This window comes from Methylobacterium sp. UNCCL125 (assembly GCF_900116795.1).
GTDB classification, from domain to species: Bacteria; Pseudomonadota; Alphaproteobacteria; order Rhizobiales; family Beijerinckiaceae; genus Methylobacterium; species Methylobacterium fujisawaense.
Genome location: NZ_FPBW01000015.1, coordinates 91287 through 106972, shown reverse-complemented (window position 1 = coordinate 106972; position 15686 = coordinate 91287). Strand labels below are relative to the sequence as shown.

The window sequence follows — 15686 nt, the reverse complement described above, 5'->3', positions numbered from 1 at the left end:
CATGACATCGCGCACCAAAGATCGGCGGGGGGCCGCGTCCTAATCCTTCTCCAGCCCGGCGATGGCCCGGGCGAAGTCGCGGGCCGCGAAGGGCTCCAGGTCCTCGACGCCCTCGCCGACGCCGATGAAGTGGACCGGCAGGCCGAACTTCGCCGCGAGCGCCACCAGGATGCCGCCCCGGGCGGTGCCGTCGAGCTTGGTCATCACCAGGCCCGAGACTGGCGCGGCCTGCGAGAACAGCTCCACCTGGCTGAGGGCGTTCTGGCCCACCGTGGCGTCGAGCACGAGGATCGTGGCGTGGGGCGCCTCCGGATCCTGCTTGCGCAGCACGCGGACGATCTTCTCTAGCTCCGCCATCAGGCCGGTCTTGTTCTGGAGCCGGCCGGCGGTGTCGATCAGCAGCACGTCGGTCCCGGCGGCGGCCGCCTGCTTGAGGGCGTCGAAGGCGAGGCCCGCGGCATCTGCCCCCTGCGCGCCGCTCACCACCGGCGTGCCGGTGCGCGCGCCCCAGACCTTGAGCTGGTCGATCGCCGCCGCCCGGAACGTGTCGCCCGCCGCCAGCATCACGGTGCGCCCCTCCGCCCGCAGCTTCGAGGCGAGCTTGCCGAGGGTCGTGGTCTTGCCGGCGCCGTTCACGCCGACGGTGAGGATCACGAAGGGCTTCCGGCTCGCGTCGATGGCGAGCGGCACCGCCACGGGCTCCAGCGCCCGCTCGACCTCCGCGGCGAGGATCGCCCGCACCTCGTCCGGCGAGATGCCCTTCTCGTAGCGGCCCTTGCCGACGGCTTCCGAGACCCGCATCGCGGTCTCGAGGCCGAAATCGGCCTGGATCAGCGCGTCCTCCAGGTCCTCCAGGGTGGTGGCGTCGAGCTTGCGCTTGGTGAACAGGCCGGTCACGCGCTCGGAGAGCGCCGACGAGGTCCGCTTCATCCCCGAGGTCAGCCGGCTCCACCAGCCCTTGGCCTCCGGCTCGCGGTCCGGCCCGGCGCCCGCGTCGTGGGCCAGGGCCGCGGCGCTGTCGACCGGCTGGATGTCGGGCATCGGCGCGACCACCGGCTCCCGGTTCACGTCACCGGTATCGACCGGGTCGGCCCCGTGCGCGGGGTCGTCGCCGGCGGTGCCGGCCGGCGGACGCTCGGGCTCGCCCGCGACGGGCAGCAGATCGGCGCCCTCGACCACGTCCGGGACCGGCTCCCCGGTCTCCTCGGGCGGCAGCGGAACATGCGCGACGTCCTCCGCGGCGGTGGCGAAGTCCGGCTCACCCTCGGAGGGCGAGGCCGCCTCCGCGGGCAGCTCGGCCTCGGGCTTGTCTTCCGGCTTGTCCTCGGGCTTGTCCTCGGGCGCGGGCTGGCCTTTGCGCCCGAACAGGCGTCCGAACCAGCCGGGCTTCTCCTCGCTCGCCATGAAATCGCGTCCTCGCCCCACCTTGCCCCGCCGACACCGACCCTCTAGCCGATCCGGATGTCCAACGCCTTCGACATAGGCGCGCGCCTCCTCTACCGCGATGCCCTGCTGCTCGTCATCGACAAGCCGGCGGGTTTACCGGTCCATCCGGGCCCCCGCGGCGGCGAGACGCTCACCGATCACCTCGACGCCCTGCGGTTCGGCCTGCCGCGCCGCCCGGAGGCCGCGCACCGGCTCGACCGCGACACCTCCGGCTGCCTCGCGCTCGGCCGCCACGCCAAGGCGCTGGCGCGGCTCGGCAAGCTGTTCTCCGGCAGCGGCGTCGACAAGACCTACTGGGCGATCGTGGAGGGCGGCCCCGCCGAGGAGGCCGGCCGCATCGACCTGCCGCTGGCCCGCCGCTCGGACGATCCGCGCTCCTGGTGGATGAAGGCCGACCCGGCGGGCGACCCGTCGCTGACGGACTGGCGGGTGCTCGGCCGCGCCGGGGGGCGGACATGGCTGGAGCTGAAGCCGGTGACCGGCCGCACCCACCAGCTCCGGGTCCATTGCGCCGCCTCCGGCTGGCCGATCCTGGGCGACGCGATCTACGGCGGGGCGCCCCGCGGCAGCGCGCTGCACCTGCACGCGCGGACCCTGTCGATCCCGCTCTATCCGAAGCGCGACGCCATCACGGTGACGGCCCCGCCGCCGCCGCACATCGCCGAGGCCGTGGCGCCGCTCGCGGCTCAGGCCGCGATCAGCCGCGCCCCGTCGTGAGACGCGATCGCGACGCTGTGGAACGTGCCGGGGGCAGGCGCGTCTGACAGGCGCACGGCGGTGAAATCCGCGCTCCGCCCGGTGCCGCCGCGCTCCGCCAGCACGGTCAGCCGCCGCCCGACCTGTGCGTCGAGGTGCCGCCGCAGGGCGTCGGCACCGGCTGCGCGCAGCCGCGCCGCCCGCGCGCGGATCGCGTCCGCCTCCACCGGCGGCATCCGCGCGGCGGGTGTCCCGGGGCGCGGGGAATACGGGAAGACGTGCAGGTGCGTCAGGCCGCATTCCGCCACGAGGTCGAGGGAGCGGGCGAACTGCGCCTCCGTCTCGGTCGGAAACCCCGCGATCAGATCGGCGCCGAACACCATGTCGGGCCGCAGCCGCCGCACGGTCTCGCAGAAGCGGATCGCGTCGGCGCGCAGGTGCCGGCGCTTCATGCGCTTGAGGATCAGGTCGTCGCCGGCCTGCAGCGACAGGTGCAGGTGCGGCATCAGCCGCTCCTCCTCGGCGATCGCCGCGAGCAGGGCGTCGTCGGCCTCCACGGAATCGATGGAGGAGAGGCGCAGGCGCGGGAGGTCGGGCACCGCCCGGAGGATCGACCGCACCAGACCGCCGAGGGACGGCCCGGCGAGATCCCGTCCATAGGCGGTGAGATCCACGCCGGTCAGCACCACTTCCCGCCCGCCCCGGGCCACGAGGGTCTCCACCTGCGCGACCACATCGGGCACCGGCACCGAGCGGGAGACGCCGCGTCCGAACGGGATCACGCAGAAGGTGCAGCGGTGGTCGCAGCCGTTCTGCACGGGCACGAAGGCGCGGGTGTGCCCGGCCATGGCCTCGATCCGCGTCGGCTCGGCCATCCGCGCCGCCATGACGGCCCCCGGTCCGGTCGCGGCCGCCGACCAGCCCTCCGGCCGCAGCTTCTCGGCGTTGCCGACGAGGCGCGCGACCTCCGGCATGGCCGCGTAGGCCTCCGTCTCCACCTCGGCGCCGCAGCCTGTGACGACGATCTCGGCGCCGGGCCGTTCGCGGGCGATGCGCCGGATCGCCTTGCGGGCCTGCCGCCCGGCCTCGGCGGTGACCGCGCAGGTGTTGACCACCACCCGGTCGCGGCCGTCCGCGGCCGCATGGGCCCGCAGAGCCTCGGACTCGACGGTGTTGAGGCGGCAGCCGAAGGTGAGGGTCTCGACCGCCATCAGGCCGCGCTGTCGAACAGCTCCGGCGCCAGGGTCCCCTCGGCGACGAGCGCGACCGGGCCGGTCATCAGGACATGGTCGTCGGCGCGCCACTCGATGAACAGCTCGCCGCCGGGCAGCGCGACCTGGGCCTGCCGGCCGATCATCTTGAGGCGCGAGGCGGCCACCACGGTGGCGCAGGCGGCGGTGCCGCAGGCGAGCGTCAGCCCGGCGCCGCGCTCCCAGACGCGGAGCTTGATCGTCTCGCGGCCCGTCACCTGCGCCACGGAGATGTTGGCGCGCTCCGGGAAGAGCGGGTGGTTCTCCAGCATCGGACCGATCCGCGCGAGGTCGAAGGAATCCGGATCCTGCTCCACGAAGAACACCGCGTGCGGGTTGCCCATGTTCACCGCGCCCGGCGAGTGCAGGATCGGATCGTCGATCGGGCCGATCTGCAACTCGATCCGGCGCGTGTCCGGGAAGGGCTCCGACAGGGGAATCTCGTCCCAGGCGAGACGCGGCCGGCCCATATCGACCGTGAAGGCCCGCTCCGAGACGCGGCGCACGCCGAGCACGCCCGCTTCGGTCTCCAGGGTGAGCCGCCCGCCCTCGGCCGGCCGGGCCATGGCCGGATCGTCGAGCATCGCGTAGGCGACGCAGCGCGTGCCGTTTCCGCAGGCGCCCGATTCCGAACCGTCGGTGTTGTAGATCCGCAGGAACGCGTCCGTGCCCGGGCTCACGGGATCGTGTAGCACCATCAGCTGATCGAAGGCCGAGCCGGGATCCTGCGCGATCGCCCGCGCCTCCTCGGGCCGCACCGTCACGGTGGAGCCGCGCAGGTCCAGCACCACGATCGCGTTGCCGGCGCCGTGCATCTTCAGGAAGCGTCTGTGGGCGAGTGCGCTCATGCGGTCCCGCAGGTCGAGGAGGGGCCGGCTATATCGCAAAAGCGACCGCCCGGCGCGAGGGGTGCAGCAGCGTGGCAGATGCGCCGCACCCGCGGCTCTCGTCCGCGGTGCCCTCGCGGGCCGTCACGTTCGCCACTAGGTTACGCGGCGGGAGCCTGCGCGATCATCCGCGGGCCTCGACCGGAGCGCCCCACGTGATCCGCCTTCGTCCGCTCGTCGCCCTCTCGGCCGCCCTCGTGCTCGCGTCCGGCGGCCCGATCGCCGCGCAGCAGCAGCCTGCGCCGCCGCCCTCCACGGCACCCGCGCCGGCCCAGACGAACCCGCTGCCGACGACGACGGCGCCGAACCCGGTGGCCGATCCGGACAAGAGCGCGGCCCCGGCCCCCCAGCAATCGGTGGCGCCCCCGCCCGCGGGCCAGTCCGCGGTGGGAACGCCTGCGCGTCCGACGCTCATCGAGAAGGCCGGCGAGCCCGGCGACGTCGACGAGGTCACCCTGCCGTCGAAGCCCGCCGCGATCCTGTCGGGTAAGACCAAATGGGAGGAGGCCGTGCCGAACCTGAAGCAGGCCTTCGCGCGGATCGAGGCCGACCTCGCCAAGCTGGGCGTCGCGCCGGCCGGCCGGCCGCTGGCGGTCTTCACCCGAACCGACGATGACGGCTTCGAGTTCGAGGCGATGATCCCGGTGGCGGCCGCGCCGAACCCGGCGCCGGCGGAGACCGACGGGCTGCGCTTCGGCACGACGCCCTCCGGCAAGGCGTTGCGCTTCGCCCACAAGGGTTCCTACGAGTCGATCGACAGCACCTACGAGACCCTGACCGCCTATCTCGATGCCAAGGACATCGTGGTGCAGGACCGGTTCGTCGAGGAATACGCCACCGACCTCAAGGACGGTACCGACGACAACCTCGACGTGAACATCTACGCGCTGGTGAAGTAGGGCCCGGCAGATCGTCCGGCGTCGCGGACCGATCCTGCGCCGGAGAACCGGCCGCAACCGCCGCCTCTCGCCCCTCTGCGGGGAAGGGAGGAGTGTGCGGCACCCGATCGCCCGATCCTGACGCGCATGCGCGGAGATCGGACAGATCGCCGCTGCCCCGCCCCGGCAGGAACAGGGGCGTCGGCTCGCGGATTCGCCCGACATGCCCGCCACCGCCCTCAGAACCGGGACCGTCCCGCCTCCGCGCCGCAAGGCGGCCCCCAACGCCATGGATCCCGCCCTCGCCGAGAAGGCGCTGGCGATCCACGCGCGCCTCTGCCCGGTCTACGGCTGCCCGATCCCGTACTTCCACAGCCTGGATCCGGTCAGCGAACTCGTCTCCTCGCTCCTGTCGCACCGGACGCGCAACGCCGAATCCGGCCGGGCCTTCAAGGCCCTGCGGGCACGCTTCCCGGACTGGGAGGCGGTGATCGACGCGGACGTGCCGGAGATCGAGGCCGCCATCGCGGGGGTGACATGGCCGGAGCTGAAAGCGCCGCGCATCCGCGACGTGATCCGGGCCCTGCGCGACCGGTGCGGAACCCTCGACCTCGCCTTCCTGGCCGACATGGAGGTCGAGGCGGCGCGGGCGTGGCTGCAGGCCATCCCCGGGATCGGGCCGAAGACCAGTGCGGCGGTCCTGTCGTTCTCCACCCTGCGGATGCCGGCGCTGCCGGTGGACAGCCACCATCACCGGGTCGCCCAGCGCCTCGGGCTGATCGGCCCGCGGGTCGATGTCGGCCCGGCGCACGCGATCCTGCGGGGGCAATTGCCCGCGGCGTGGAGCGCGCAGGATCTCTACGACAATCACGAGATCCTGATGCTGCACGGCCAGCAGGTCTGCCACCATCACCGGCCCGCCTGCGGGCGCTGCGTCCTGACCGACCTCTGCCCCAGCGCGAAGCGCCCCGTGCGGGAGCCGTGAGCGCGTCCTTGACCATTCCGGCCTACGGGTGCGAGTAACCCCGCGCCCGGACGGCGCGGAGCCCCGGTCTATCTTTGCTCAGGATCGGCGCCGATGGCCGCGTTCACCGAATTGGTCTTCTCGGGCGTCCAGCCCACCGGCAACCTGCATCTCGGCAACTATCTCGGAGCGGTGAAGCGCTTCGTGGAGATGCAGGACCGCGACGCGCAGTGCCTGTACTGCGTGGTCGACCTGCACGCGATCACCGTCTGGCAGGATCCGGAGGCCTTGCGCGGCCAGATCCGCGAGGTCACGGCCGCCTTCCTCGCCGCCGGCATCGATCCGAAGCGCTCGATCGTGTTCAACCAGAGCCAGGTGCCCCAGCACGCCGAGCTCGCCTGGGTGTTCAACTGCGTCGCCCGCCTCGGCTGGCTGAACCGCATGACCCAGTTCAAGGAGAAGGCCGGCAAGGACCGGGAGAACGCCTCGATCGGCCTGTACGACTACCCGGTGCTGATGGCCGCCGACATCCTGGCCTACCGGGCGACGCACGTGCCCGTGGGCGAGGACCAGAAGCAGCATCTGGAGCTGACCCGCGACATCGCGCAGAAGTTCAACACCGACTTCGCCGGCTCCATCGCGGCGCACGGCCACGGCGACGCGTTCTTCCCGATCACGGAACCGCTGATCGGCGGCCCGGCCGCCCGGGTCATGTCGTTGCGCGACGGCACCAAGAAGATGTCGAAGTCGGACCCGTCCGACAACGCCCGGATCAATCTCACGGACGATGCGGACGCCATCGCCCAGAAGATCCGCCGGGCGAAGACCGATCCGGAGCCCCTCCCCTCCGAGGTCGCGGGCCTGAAGGAGCGGCCCGAGGCCGACAACCTCGTGGGGATCTACGCGGCGCTGGCCGGCATCAGCCGCGAGGACGTGCTGCGCGACTTCGGCGGGGCGCAGTTCTCGACCTTCAAGCCGGCGCTCGCCGACCTCGCCGTGACGAGCCTCGCGCCGATCGCCGGGGAGATGCGGCGGCTCACCGCCGATCCCGGCCATATCGACGCCGTGCTGGCCGACGGCTCCGGCCGGGCGGAGACGATCGCGGCGCAGACCCTCGACGCGGTCAAGGACATCGTCGGCTTCGTGCGGCGGGGCCCCAGCCTCCAGGCGGTGCGGTGACAATCCGGGCGCTGGTCTTCGACGTCTTCGGGACGCTCGTCGACTGGCGCTCCGGCGTCGCCCGCGAGGCGGCGCGGCTGCTGGCGTCCGTCGCGCCGAGCCTCGATGCGGGCGCCTTCGCGGATGCATGGCGGGCCCGCTACGACCCGTCGATGGAGACGGTGCGCTCCGGCGCCCGGCTCTATGTCGACCTCGACACGCTCCAGGCCGAGTCCCTGCCCGACGTGCTGGCGCAGTTCGGCATCGCGGGCGTGCCCGAGACCGTGCAGCGGGAGCTGGTCCAGGCGTGGCACCGGCTCGACGCCTGGCCCGAGGTGCCGGACGCGCTGCGGCGGCTGCGGGAGAAGCACCTCCTGGCACCGAACTCCAACGGGCCTGTCCGGTTGATGGCCGACCTCGCCCGCCGCAACGGGCTGATCTTCGACGCGGTGCTCGGCGCCGGCTATTCCCGCGACTACAAGCCGAAGCCGGCGCTCTACCGCGACGCGGTGGCGGCCTTCGGGTTCGCGCCGGCGGAAACGATGATGGTCGCGGCGCACTCGAACGACCTCGCGGCGGCGGCGCGCCACGGTCTGTCCACCGCCCACATCGCCCGCCCGCACGAGCACGGCCCGGCCGGCGGCGAGACCGCGCCGACGGTGCCGGTCACCCACGCGGCGCGGGACCTGGCGGACCTCGCCGACCAGCTCGGCTGCTGAGGCGTCGCACGGAGGTAGAGATGGCCGATTGGAACCCCGCCCTCTACACCCGCTTCGAGGACGAGCGGACGCGGCCGGCGGCCGAGCTCCTCGCCCGCGTGCCCCTCGACGCGCCACGGCTCGCCTGCGATCTCGGCTGCGGGCCCGGCAATTCCACCGCGCTGATCGCGGCGCGATTTCCCGATGCTGAGGTGCTCGGCCTCGACAGTTCCCCGGCGATGCTGGAGAGCGCCCGTGGCCGCCTGCCCGACCTCACCTTCGCGCAGGCCGATGCCGCGACCTGGGTCCCGGAGCGCGCCCCGGACCTGATCTTCGCCAACGCCGTCCTGCAATGGCTGCCGGACCACGCGACCCTGCTGCCGCGGCTGTTCGGCCTCCTCGCCCCGGGCGGGGTGCTCGCCGTGCAGATGCCCGACAACCTCGCCGAGCCCACCCACCGGCTGATGCGCGAAGTCGCGGCGGCCGGCCCCTGGGCGGCAACGATCGGCGACCCGGCCGTGGCCGGCCGCCTCGGCCGCATGCTGGAGCCCGCGGCCTACTACGACCTGCTGGCGCCCCTGGCCGCCGAGGTCGATGTCTGGCGCACTGCCTATCACCACCGGATGGCGGATGCCGCCGCCATCGTGGACTGGGTGAGCGCCACGGGGCTCCGGCCCTTCCTCGACCCGCTGCAGCCCGGGGAGAAGGCCGGCTTCCTGGCGGCCTATACCGGCGCGATCGACGCCGCCTACACGCCGCGCAGCGACGGGCAGCGCCTGCTCGCCTTCCCGCGGGTGTTCATCGTTGCCCGAAAAGCCCCGTAGCGCGCAGGCCGGCCCGGTGGTCCTCAGGCCGCGCGCACCGTTCCGAGGAAGCGGCTGACCTCCGCCCGGAGGTGCTCGGATTGCTGCGACAGGTTCGCGGACGAGTCCAGCACCTGGCCCGCGGCCGAGCCGGTCATGTCGGCGGCTTCGGCCACGCGGGCGATGTTCGTCGTCACCTCGCCCGTGCCGGCGGCGGCCTGGGTCACGTTGCGGACGATCTCCTGGGTCGCCGTACCCTGCTGCTCGACCGCGGCCGCGATCGTCGTGGCCACGCCGCTGATCTCGTCGACGCGCGTCGTGATGCTGCCGATCGCCGAGGCCGCCTGCGCGGTCGAGGCCTGCACGCGGGCGATCTGGCCCGCAATCTCCTCGGTGGCCCGCGCGGTCTGTTCGGCCAGCGCCTTCACCTCGGCGGCCACGACCGCGAAGCCCCGTCCGGCCTCGCCGGCACGGGCCGCCTCGATGGTGGCGTTGAGGGCCAGCAGGTTGGTCTGGCCCGCGATGCCGCTGATCAGCGCCACCACGTCCCCGATCTTCATCACGGCCGCACTCAGGTCCTCGACCAGACGCACCGTCCGCCCGGCCTCGTCGGCCGCGGCCCGCGCGAGCTGCGCGGAGCCCTGGACCTGACGCCCGATCTCCTGCACGGAGCTGCCGAGCTCCTCGGCCGCCGAGGCCGCGGCCCGGACGTTGGCGGCCGCCTCCTCGGCCCCGGCCGCGACGGTGGTCGACTGGCCGGCGGTCTCCGACGCCGTGGCGGCCAGCGCCCGGGCCGTGGCCTGCAGCTCGGTGGCCGCGTTCGTGACCGTCTCGACGATGCCGCCGACCGCCTGCTCGAAGGTGTTCGCCAGATCCGCCGTCACCCGCTTGCGGTCCCGGTCGGCGGCGGCCTGGGCAGAAGCCCGCGCCTGCGTGTCGGCCTCCGCCTGCGCCCGGAGGCCGTCGCGCAGCTTCAGGACGGCCCGCCCGACCAGCCCGACCTCGTCGCGGCGCCGAGCCTCGGGCACGTCCGCCCCGTAATCGCCCGCGGCCATGTCGCCGATGGTCCTGCCGAGGGCGCGGACCGGCTTTCCGACGAGGCGGTGCAGCGCGCCGAAGACGACCGCGCAGCCGATCAGCACGCAGAGGACCGAGATGCCGATGAGCCTGGCGCGCGCCTGATCGGCGGCAGCCGTGAGCGTCGCCACCGGCACCGCGACCACGATGGCCCAGCGGTCGGGCGTCTCGCCCGCCTGGATATGCTGCGCCATGTACCGCCACGGCGCCCCATCCGGGCCCGGCGCATCGGTCACCACCACGGCGCCTGCCGCGATCGCCTGCCTGGCCGCGTCGGCTGCCGACGCGTCGAAGCCGTGCATCGGCTTCCCGGCCGCCGCGCCGGTCGGATGCGCGACGGTCGTTCCGCTCGCCGAGACCACGGCCAGGTAGCCGGTCCCGAACGGCTTCACCGCGCCGAAGGCGGCATTCAGGGATCCGAGGTCGATGTCGACCCCGGCGGTGCCGCGATACGTGCCGTCCACGCTGATCGGCGCGCCGAACGACATCATGACGACGTCCTTCCCGGCCACCTTGTAGATGTAGGGTTCGATGGCCACCAAGCGGTTCAGCTTCTTCGGCTGAAGATAATAGGCGCCGTCCGGCTCGGCCTCGTAGCCGGTGAGAACCTCCCGCTTGATCGTGCCGCTGCCGCGATTCCAGTAGGGCATGAAGCGGCCGCTCGCGTCCGAGGAGGCCGTGCCGGCGAACGTGCGGTCGCGCCCGTCCAGGGCATCCGGCTCCCAGCCCGTCCAGGTCGCGATCAGGCTGGGGTTGGCGCGCAGAAGCTCGCGCAGCATCGCATCGTAGACCTCACGGTCCTGAATGCCGCGGGCGCGCAGGGCCGAGGCGGAGACCGCGATGCTCTCGGCGGTCTTGGCCGCGACCGCGAGGCGAAACCGGACCTCGCGCGCCTCGTTCGACAGAGTCTCCGACTGCATCTTGGCCGCCTGCTCCTCGAAGGAAGCGTTGATTCGACGAGCAAGAAAAGTCATCCCTCCCGCGAAAACCGCAGCGATCAGGACGCTACAGATAACGGCGACACGCAGGGGCAGCGAAAGCATGTTCTCTACGATCCGCGCAAGGATGTGACCGACCAGATTTGCAGGAAATCTAGCGGCCACCCCCGCACATCGTCAAGAAATTTTGAACTCGGCCGCGATCAGTCGCAATTATATTGCTACATCAATATGAAGCGCCGCGGATATCTACTTGGTATCAACTTGTGCGCCGAAGATTGAATTCCCGGCATATCGAGCGCCCGCCGGCCGCCCCATTTCGCGGGGCGGCCGGCAAAGGGTCGTCAGGCCTCGCCGCGGGCGACCAGCGCCTCGTACTCCGAGACCTCCAGCTTGCCCTCCCGGGCGACCCGCGCCTTGTCTTCGTCGCTGATCACGTCGCCCGCGAGGTCCAGACGCTTCCAGGCGGCGAGCGGCGTCTCGCGGCCGGGCCGCGGCACGTACTTGTTCTGCTCGAGCTTCTGGTACTTGTGGATGTAGCGCGGGCAGTTGATCCAGATCTTCGTCACCGCGACCTTCACCAAGTATTTGGCCTCGGTGTACTCGGCCATCAGGGCGTCGTCGCGCAGCAGCGTGGCGTGGCCCTGCACGCGGATGCGGTGGGGCGTCTCGAAATCGATGAACAGCAAGCCGACCTTGGCCTGCCCCGCGATGTTGCCCATCGAGTAGAACATGCCGTTGCCGTCGAAGCCCGGGAACACCAGCGTGTTGGCGTCGAGCACCTTCACGAAGCCCGTGGGGCCGCCCTTGTAGGAGACGGTCGGCATGCCGTCCGGGTCGACGGTCGAGAGGAAGAACATGTCGCGGGAGCCGATGAAGGCGGCCTCGTCCGGCTGGATGCTCTCGTGGACCCAGTCCTCGTCGAGGCGCACCGCGAGCTTGGTGGTGCCGAACTCCTCCTGCAGCGCCCGGTGCGCGTCGGAATAGAGCGATGCCATGCGTGTCCTCTCCGCTAGCCGGTCCTCATACGCGCGGGACCGCTGGCGGGCTTATGGCCGGGACTCCCCAGGTCGGGCAACCCGGAACGCGAAGGGCCGGCCACGCCTTCGCGCGACCGGCCCCCGGCGTGACGACCGGGCGAAGCCCGGCCGCGTGATGCGAACAGATCAGTTGCGGGTCTTGTCGACCAGCGCCTTCTCGGAGATCCACGGCATCATGCCGCGGAGCTTGGCGCCGACCTCCTCGATCGGGTGGGCGGCGAGCTTGGCGCGGGTCGCCTTGAACGAGGTCTGGTTGACCTTGTTCTCCAGCATCCAGTTGCGGGTGAAGGTGCCCGACTGGATGTCGTTCAGCACGCGCTTCATCTCGGCCTTGGTCTCGGGCGTGACGATGCGCGGGCCGGTGACGTACTCGCCATACTCGGCCGTGTTGGAGATCGAGTAGTTCATGTTGGCGATGCCGCCCTCGTAGATGAGGTCGACGATCAGCTTCACCTCGTGGAGGCACTCGAAATAGGCCATCTCGGGGGCGTAGCCCGCCTCGACCAGGGTCTCGAAGCCGGCCTTGATCAGCTCGACGAGGCCGCCGCAGAGCACGGCCTGCTCGCCGAACAGGTCGGTCTCGCACTCCTCCTTGAACGTCGTCTCGATGATGCCGGCGCGGCCGCCGCCGTTCGCCGAGGCGTAGGACAGGCCGAGGTCGTGGGCGTTTCCGCTCGCGTCCTGCGCGATGGCGATCAGGGTCGGCACGCCGCCGCCGCGGAGGTACTCGGAGCGCACGGTGTGGCCCGGGCCCTTCGGGGCGACCATCAGGACGTCGAGGTCCTTGCGCGGCTCGATCAGGTTGAAGTGGACGTTGAGGCCGTGGGCGAACAGGAGCGCGGCGCCCTGCTTCATGTTGCCCTCGAGGGACTCGCGGTAGATGTCGCCCTGCAGTTCGTCGGGGGTGAGCATCATCACCACGTCGGCCCACTTGGCGGCCTCGGCGACCGACAGGACCTTGAAGCCCTCGTGCTCGGCCTTCTTGGCGGTGGCGGAGCCCTCGCGCAGGGCGATGACGATGTCCTTCACGCCGGAATCGCGCAGGTTGAGCGCGTGGGCGTGGCCCTGGCTGCCGTAGCCGACGATGGCGACCTTCTTGCCCTTGATCAGGTTCAGGTCGGCGTCGCGATCGTAATACACCCGCATGTCTGTCTCCTCTTAAACGTGGCGGTTCGGGTCGGGTTTGGCCTGGCCGTAGAGGGCCAGGAACTGCTCGACGGCGCGGCCCGCATCGCGCCGGATCTCGGCCCCGTCGAAATCGAGGGTCTCGCCGAGCAGAAGTCGAATCTGGATATCCCGGCCGACGAGGCCGAAGAAGGTGCGGAAGGTGGCCTCGCTGTCGGCGAAGGCGAGTAGCCCGGCGGCGCGCCCGGCCTCCAGCACGGGCTTCACCCGCTCGCCGATGGCGAAGCGGCCGTTGGCCAGCACGATGCCGCCGAGATTGCTCTTGCGCGAGCCCGCATGCGCGATGGCGATGCGGTTCAACGCGACCGAGGTGGGGCCGGTGATGACCTCCAGCCACGTCACGGCGAAATCCTGCAGGCGCTCCCGCAGGGTCGCCCCGTCGAGGATCTGCGCGGCGTCGTGCCCGGCATGGACCCGGGAGGCCTGCCAGCGCACCGTCGCGGTCAGCAACCCGTCCCGGTCGCCGAACCACTTGTAGAGCGTCTCCTTCGAGCAGCTCGCCCGGCGCGCGACGGCGTCCATGGTGAGCTGCTCGCCGTCCTCGACCATGAGGCCGAGCACGACGTCCAGCACCGCCTGCTGGCGTGCCGACGGCGCTTCCCGCTCTGCTGTGGCGCTGGCCTGCATCATTTCGAATGGCGTACCGTACCGTACGGTACGCGCTCTAGGCCGATTCGATGGCCGCGGCAAGGGGGTTGCCGCGACCGAATGGGATTAGTGCGGTAGCGGCAACCCCTCGCGGGCGAAGACGGCCTGCACGGCCGGGCGCTCGGCGACGCGGCGGGCATGGGCGGTCCAGGCCGGGAAGCGGCCGGCCATGTCGAACCGCAGCACCGGGCCGTTCGCCCAGAACCAGAAGACCATCAGGTAGGCGTCGACGACGCTGAAGCGGTCGCCCACCGCCCAGCCGCCGTGCGAGAGGCGCACCTCGGTCATGGTGGCGAGATCCGCGTAGGTGTTGGCCGCCTTGCTCTTGATGCCGTCGAACGCGCCCTCATCCTCGGTGTAGCGTTCCGGACGGCGGACATGCGCGTAGGTCACGTGGTGGTTGCAGGCGAGCCAGCCGAGCCACTCGTCCGCGGCGGCCTGCTCCCGCAGGTCGGCGGGCCACAGAGCCGTCTCCGGCACCTGACGGGCCACGTGGCGCATGATGGCCGCACATTCGGTGAGCACCCAGCCGTCCTCGGTCAGCGCCGGCACGCGGCCGCGATCGTTGATCGCGAGGTATTCCGGCCGGCGCTGGTCGCCGGCGGCGAGGTCGAGCTTGATGCCCTCGTAGGGCAGCCCGGATTCCTCCAGGACGATGTGGGCGGCGAGCGAGCAGGCGCCGGGGGCGTAGTAGAGGGTGCGGGCGGTCATGACACTGCTATACGCCGTCCTGCTTCAAAGCCCGAGCAGTTTCGCGATCTGATGCCGGACTTCGGCGAGAACAGCGCCCGGCGCGACGCCGAGGCGCCTCAGAATACGCGCCCGCTGATCGATGGACCGGATCTGATCCGTCAACACCGCGCCTTCGACAGTCATTCCGACCGGAAGCATGATCTTCGTCGGCCATGGTTCGATGTTGCTCGTAATCGGGCAGACGATGACGCGGCGCGTCGCCGTGTTCATCAGCACTTCCGACACAACCAACGCCGGTCGACGCCCATCTTGTTCCGTCCCGCGGACAGGACCGAATTCGACGAGGATCAAATCGCCGGCCTGAAGCGATGGCTCAGCGGGAGTCGTCGTCATCGATGATCTCAGAGCCGACATCCGGACCCCAGTCCACGGTCGGCGGCTCGAAATCCGGGCCCAGACGGCGCATCTCGGCGACCATGTCCTCGAGCGTATAGACCGGCAGCCCGTTGACGTACCGGCGCCCAGCCCATTGCTGCGGCTCCGGCGGGACCGGGCGCTTCGAGACGATCTCGACCGTCTCGCCTTCGCGGATGCCGAGTTCTTCGGCCTCCGCGCTGCTCAGACGGACGGCGAGGTCGTCACCCCAGCGGATGACCTTGGCTTCCATCACTCCGCCTCCTGCGGGGACGGGGCATCCTAGCAGAGGTCAGCCGCCGGAGCCTACAGCGGCTCAGCCCCGCGCCCCATCGCGGAGATGCCGGTCCGGCAGATCTCCACCAGCCCGATCACGCTCATCAGGCGCACGAACCGGTCGATCTCCTCGGTGGCTCCGGTCAATTCGAACACGAAGGAGTTGAGCGTGGCGTCCAGCGTCTTGGCGCCGAAGGCGGCGGCGAGCCGCAGGGCCTCGCTGCGGTGCTCGCCCTCGCCCTTCACCTTCACGAGGCAGATCTCGCGCTCGAGGGCGTTGCCCTGGAGCGTCAGGTCCACCACCCGGTGGACCGGCACCAGCCGGTCGAGCTGCGCCTTGATCTGCTCGATCACGGCGTTGGTGCCCGTCGTGACGATGGTGATGCGGGAGATGTGGCGCGCCTCCTCGGTCTCGGAGACGGTCAGGCTCTCGATATTGTAGCCGCGGCCGGAGAACAGGCCCGAAATGCGCGCGAGCACGCCGGGCTCGTTGTCGACGATCACCGCCAGCGTGTGCCGGTTCACCGGCTCGACGCGGACGGCATCGGGGTAGTGGGTGTTCATCGCATTCATCGCCGGCCTCGTCCTCGTCGTCCCGTCCGTGCTCACCAGCGGCGACCCCGGAGGGCCGCCGC

The 15686-nt window shown here is 71.4% G+C and carries 17 protein-coding genes; 6 read left to right on the top strand and 11 right to left on the bottom strand.

The annotated features are described in order from the left end of the window. Positions 1-39: 39 nt before the first annotated feature. On the bottom strand, positions 40-1404 hold the full coding sequence (gene ftsY, locus BM396_RS16735) for a signal recognition particle-docking protein FtsY (protein WP_043382603.1): 1365 nt from the start codon (positions 1402-1404) through the stop codon (positions 40-42). Between the two features lie 57 nt (positions 1405-1461). On the opposite strand from ftsY, the gene BM396_RS16730 reads away from it, so the two are divergent. Further along, positions 1462-2163 (top strand): RluA family pseudouridine synthase, encoded by a 702-nt coding sequence (locus BM396_RS16730; RefSeq protein WP_043382601.1) that lies wholly within the window; start codon positions 1462-1464, stop codon positions 2161-2163. On the opposite strand, the gene mtaB is transcribed toward BM396_RS16730, so the two are convergent. Then, positions 2133-3353 carry a tRNA (N(6)-L-threonylcarbamoyladenosine(37)-C(2))-methylthiotransferase MtaB gene (mtaB, locus tag BM396_RS16725; RefSeq protein WP_043382599.1) on the bottom strand — a complete coding sequence of 407 codons (1221 nt, stop codon included), beginning with the start codon at positions 3351-3353 and terminating at the stop codon, positions 2133-2135. The genes BM396_RS16730 and mtaB overlap by 31 nt on opposite strands. Beyond that, a complete protein-coding gene (dapF, locus tag BM396_RS16720) occupies positions 3353-4240 on the bottom strand; it encodes a diaminopimelate epimerase (protein WP_043382597.1) in 888 nt (295 codons plus the stop codon). The genes mtaB and dapF overlap by 1 nt, the downstream gene beginning before the upstream one ends. 194 nt (positions 4241-4434) lie before the next feature. Here dapF and BM396_RS16715 point away from each other — a divergent pair, with 194 nt between their 5' ends. The 5 genes from BM396_RS16715 (at position 4435) to tam (ending at position 8801) form a co-directional block, all read left to right on the top strand. Next, positions 4435-5178 (top strand): GyrI-like domain-containing protein, encoded by a 744-nt coding sequence (locus tag BM396_RS16715; protein WP_043382595.1) that lies wholly within the window; start codon positions 4435-4437, stop codon positions 5176-5178. 202 nt (positions 5179-5380) lie between these two features. After that, positions 5381-6142: an endonuclease III domain-containing protein gene (locus tag BM396_RS16710; protein WP_078947349.1), complete on the top strand. Its 762-nt coding sequence runs from the start codon at positions 5381-5383 to the stop codon at positions 6140-6142. A 93-nt stretch (positions 6143-6235) separates the two neighbouring features. Next, positions 6236-7300 (top strand): tryptophan--tRNA ligase, encoded by a 1065-nt coding sequence (gene trpS, locus BM396_RS16705; RefSeq protein WP_043382593.1) that lies wholly within the window; start codon positions 6236-6238, stop codon positions 7298-7300. Continuing rightward, on the top strand, positions 7297-7998 hold the full coding sequence (locus BM396_RS16700) for a haloacid dehalogenase type II (protein ID WP_043382591.1): 702 nt from the start codon (positions 7297-7299) through the stop codon (positions 7996-7998). The genes trpS and BM396_RS16700 overlap by 4 nt, the downstream gene beginning before the upstream one ends. Before the next feature lie 20 nt (positions 7999-8018). Beyond that, the gene (gene tam / locus BM396_RS16695) at positions 8019-8801 is read left to right on the top strand and encodes a trans-aconitate 2-methyltransferase (RefSeq protein ID WP_043382588.1); all 783 of its coding nucleotides are present in this window, start codon (positions 8019-8021) and stop codon (positions 8799-8801) included. A 23-nt stretch (positions 8802-8824) separates the two neighbouring features. On the opposite strand, the gene BM396_RS16690 is transcribed toward tam, so the two are convergent. The 8 genes from BM396_RS16690 to ilvN all read right to left on the bottom strand — a co-directional run bounded on the left by BM396_RS16690 (position 8825) and on the right by ilvN (position 15624). Then, the gene (locus BM396_RS16690; protein WP_043382586.1) at positions 8825-10900 is read right to left on the bottom strand and encodes a methyl-accepting chemotaxis protein; all 2076 of its coding nucleotides are present in this window, start codon (positions 10898-10900) and stop codon (positions 8825-8827) included. A gap of 239 nt (positions 10901-11139) precedes the next feature. Continuing rightward, a complete protein-coding gene (locus tag BM396_RS16685) occupies positions 11140-11793 on the bottom strand; it encodes a pyridoxamine 5'-phosphate oxidase family protein (protein WP_043347120.1) in 654 nt (217 codons plus the stop codon). Between the two features lie 168 nt (positions 11794-11961). Continuing rightward, entirely contained in the window at positions 11962-12981 is a 1020-nt protein-coding gene (gene ilvC, locus BM396_RS16680; protein WP_012322218.1) for a ketol-acid reductoisomerase, read from the bottom strand. Between the two features lie 12 nt (positions 12982-12993). Continuing rightward, on the bottom strand, positions 12994-13650 hold the full coding sequence (locus tag BM396_RS16675; protein ID WP_043347122.1) for a TetR/AcrR family transcriptional regulator C-terminal domain-containing protein: 657 nt from the start codon (positions 13648-13650) through the stop codon (positions 12994-12996). Positions 13651-13734: 84 nt separating this feature from the next. After that, entirely contained in the window at positions 13735-14379 is a 645-nt protein-coding gene (locus tag BM396_RS16670; RefSeq protein WP_043382583.1) for a glutathione S-transferase family protein, read from the bottom strand. Between the two features lie 24 nt (positions 14380-14403). Further along, positions 14404-14754 (bottom strand): type II toxin-antitoxin system PemK/MazF family toxin, encoded by a 351-nt coding sequence (locus tag BM396_RS16665; RefSeq protein WP_043382581.1) that lies wholly within the window; start codon positions 14752-14754, stop codon positions 14404-14406. After that, entirely contained in the window at positions 14735-15028 is a 294-nt protein-coding gene (locus BM396_RS16660) for an AbrB/MazE/SpoVT family DNA-binding domain-containing protein (protein WP_043382578.1), read from the bottom strand. Before BM396_RS16660 ends, BM396_RS16665 begins: the two co-directional genes overlap by 20 nt. A 53-nt stretch (positions 15029-15081) precedes the next feature. Beyond that, positions 15082-15624 carry an acetolactate synthase small subunit gene (gene ilvN, locus BM396_RS16655; RefSeq protein WP_043347129.1) on the bottom strand — a complete coding sequence of 181 codons (543 nt, stop codon included), beginning with the start codon at positions 15622-15624 and terminating at the stop codon, positions 15082-15084. Positions 15625-15686 lie beyond the last annotated feature (62 nt).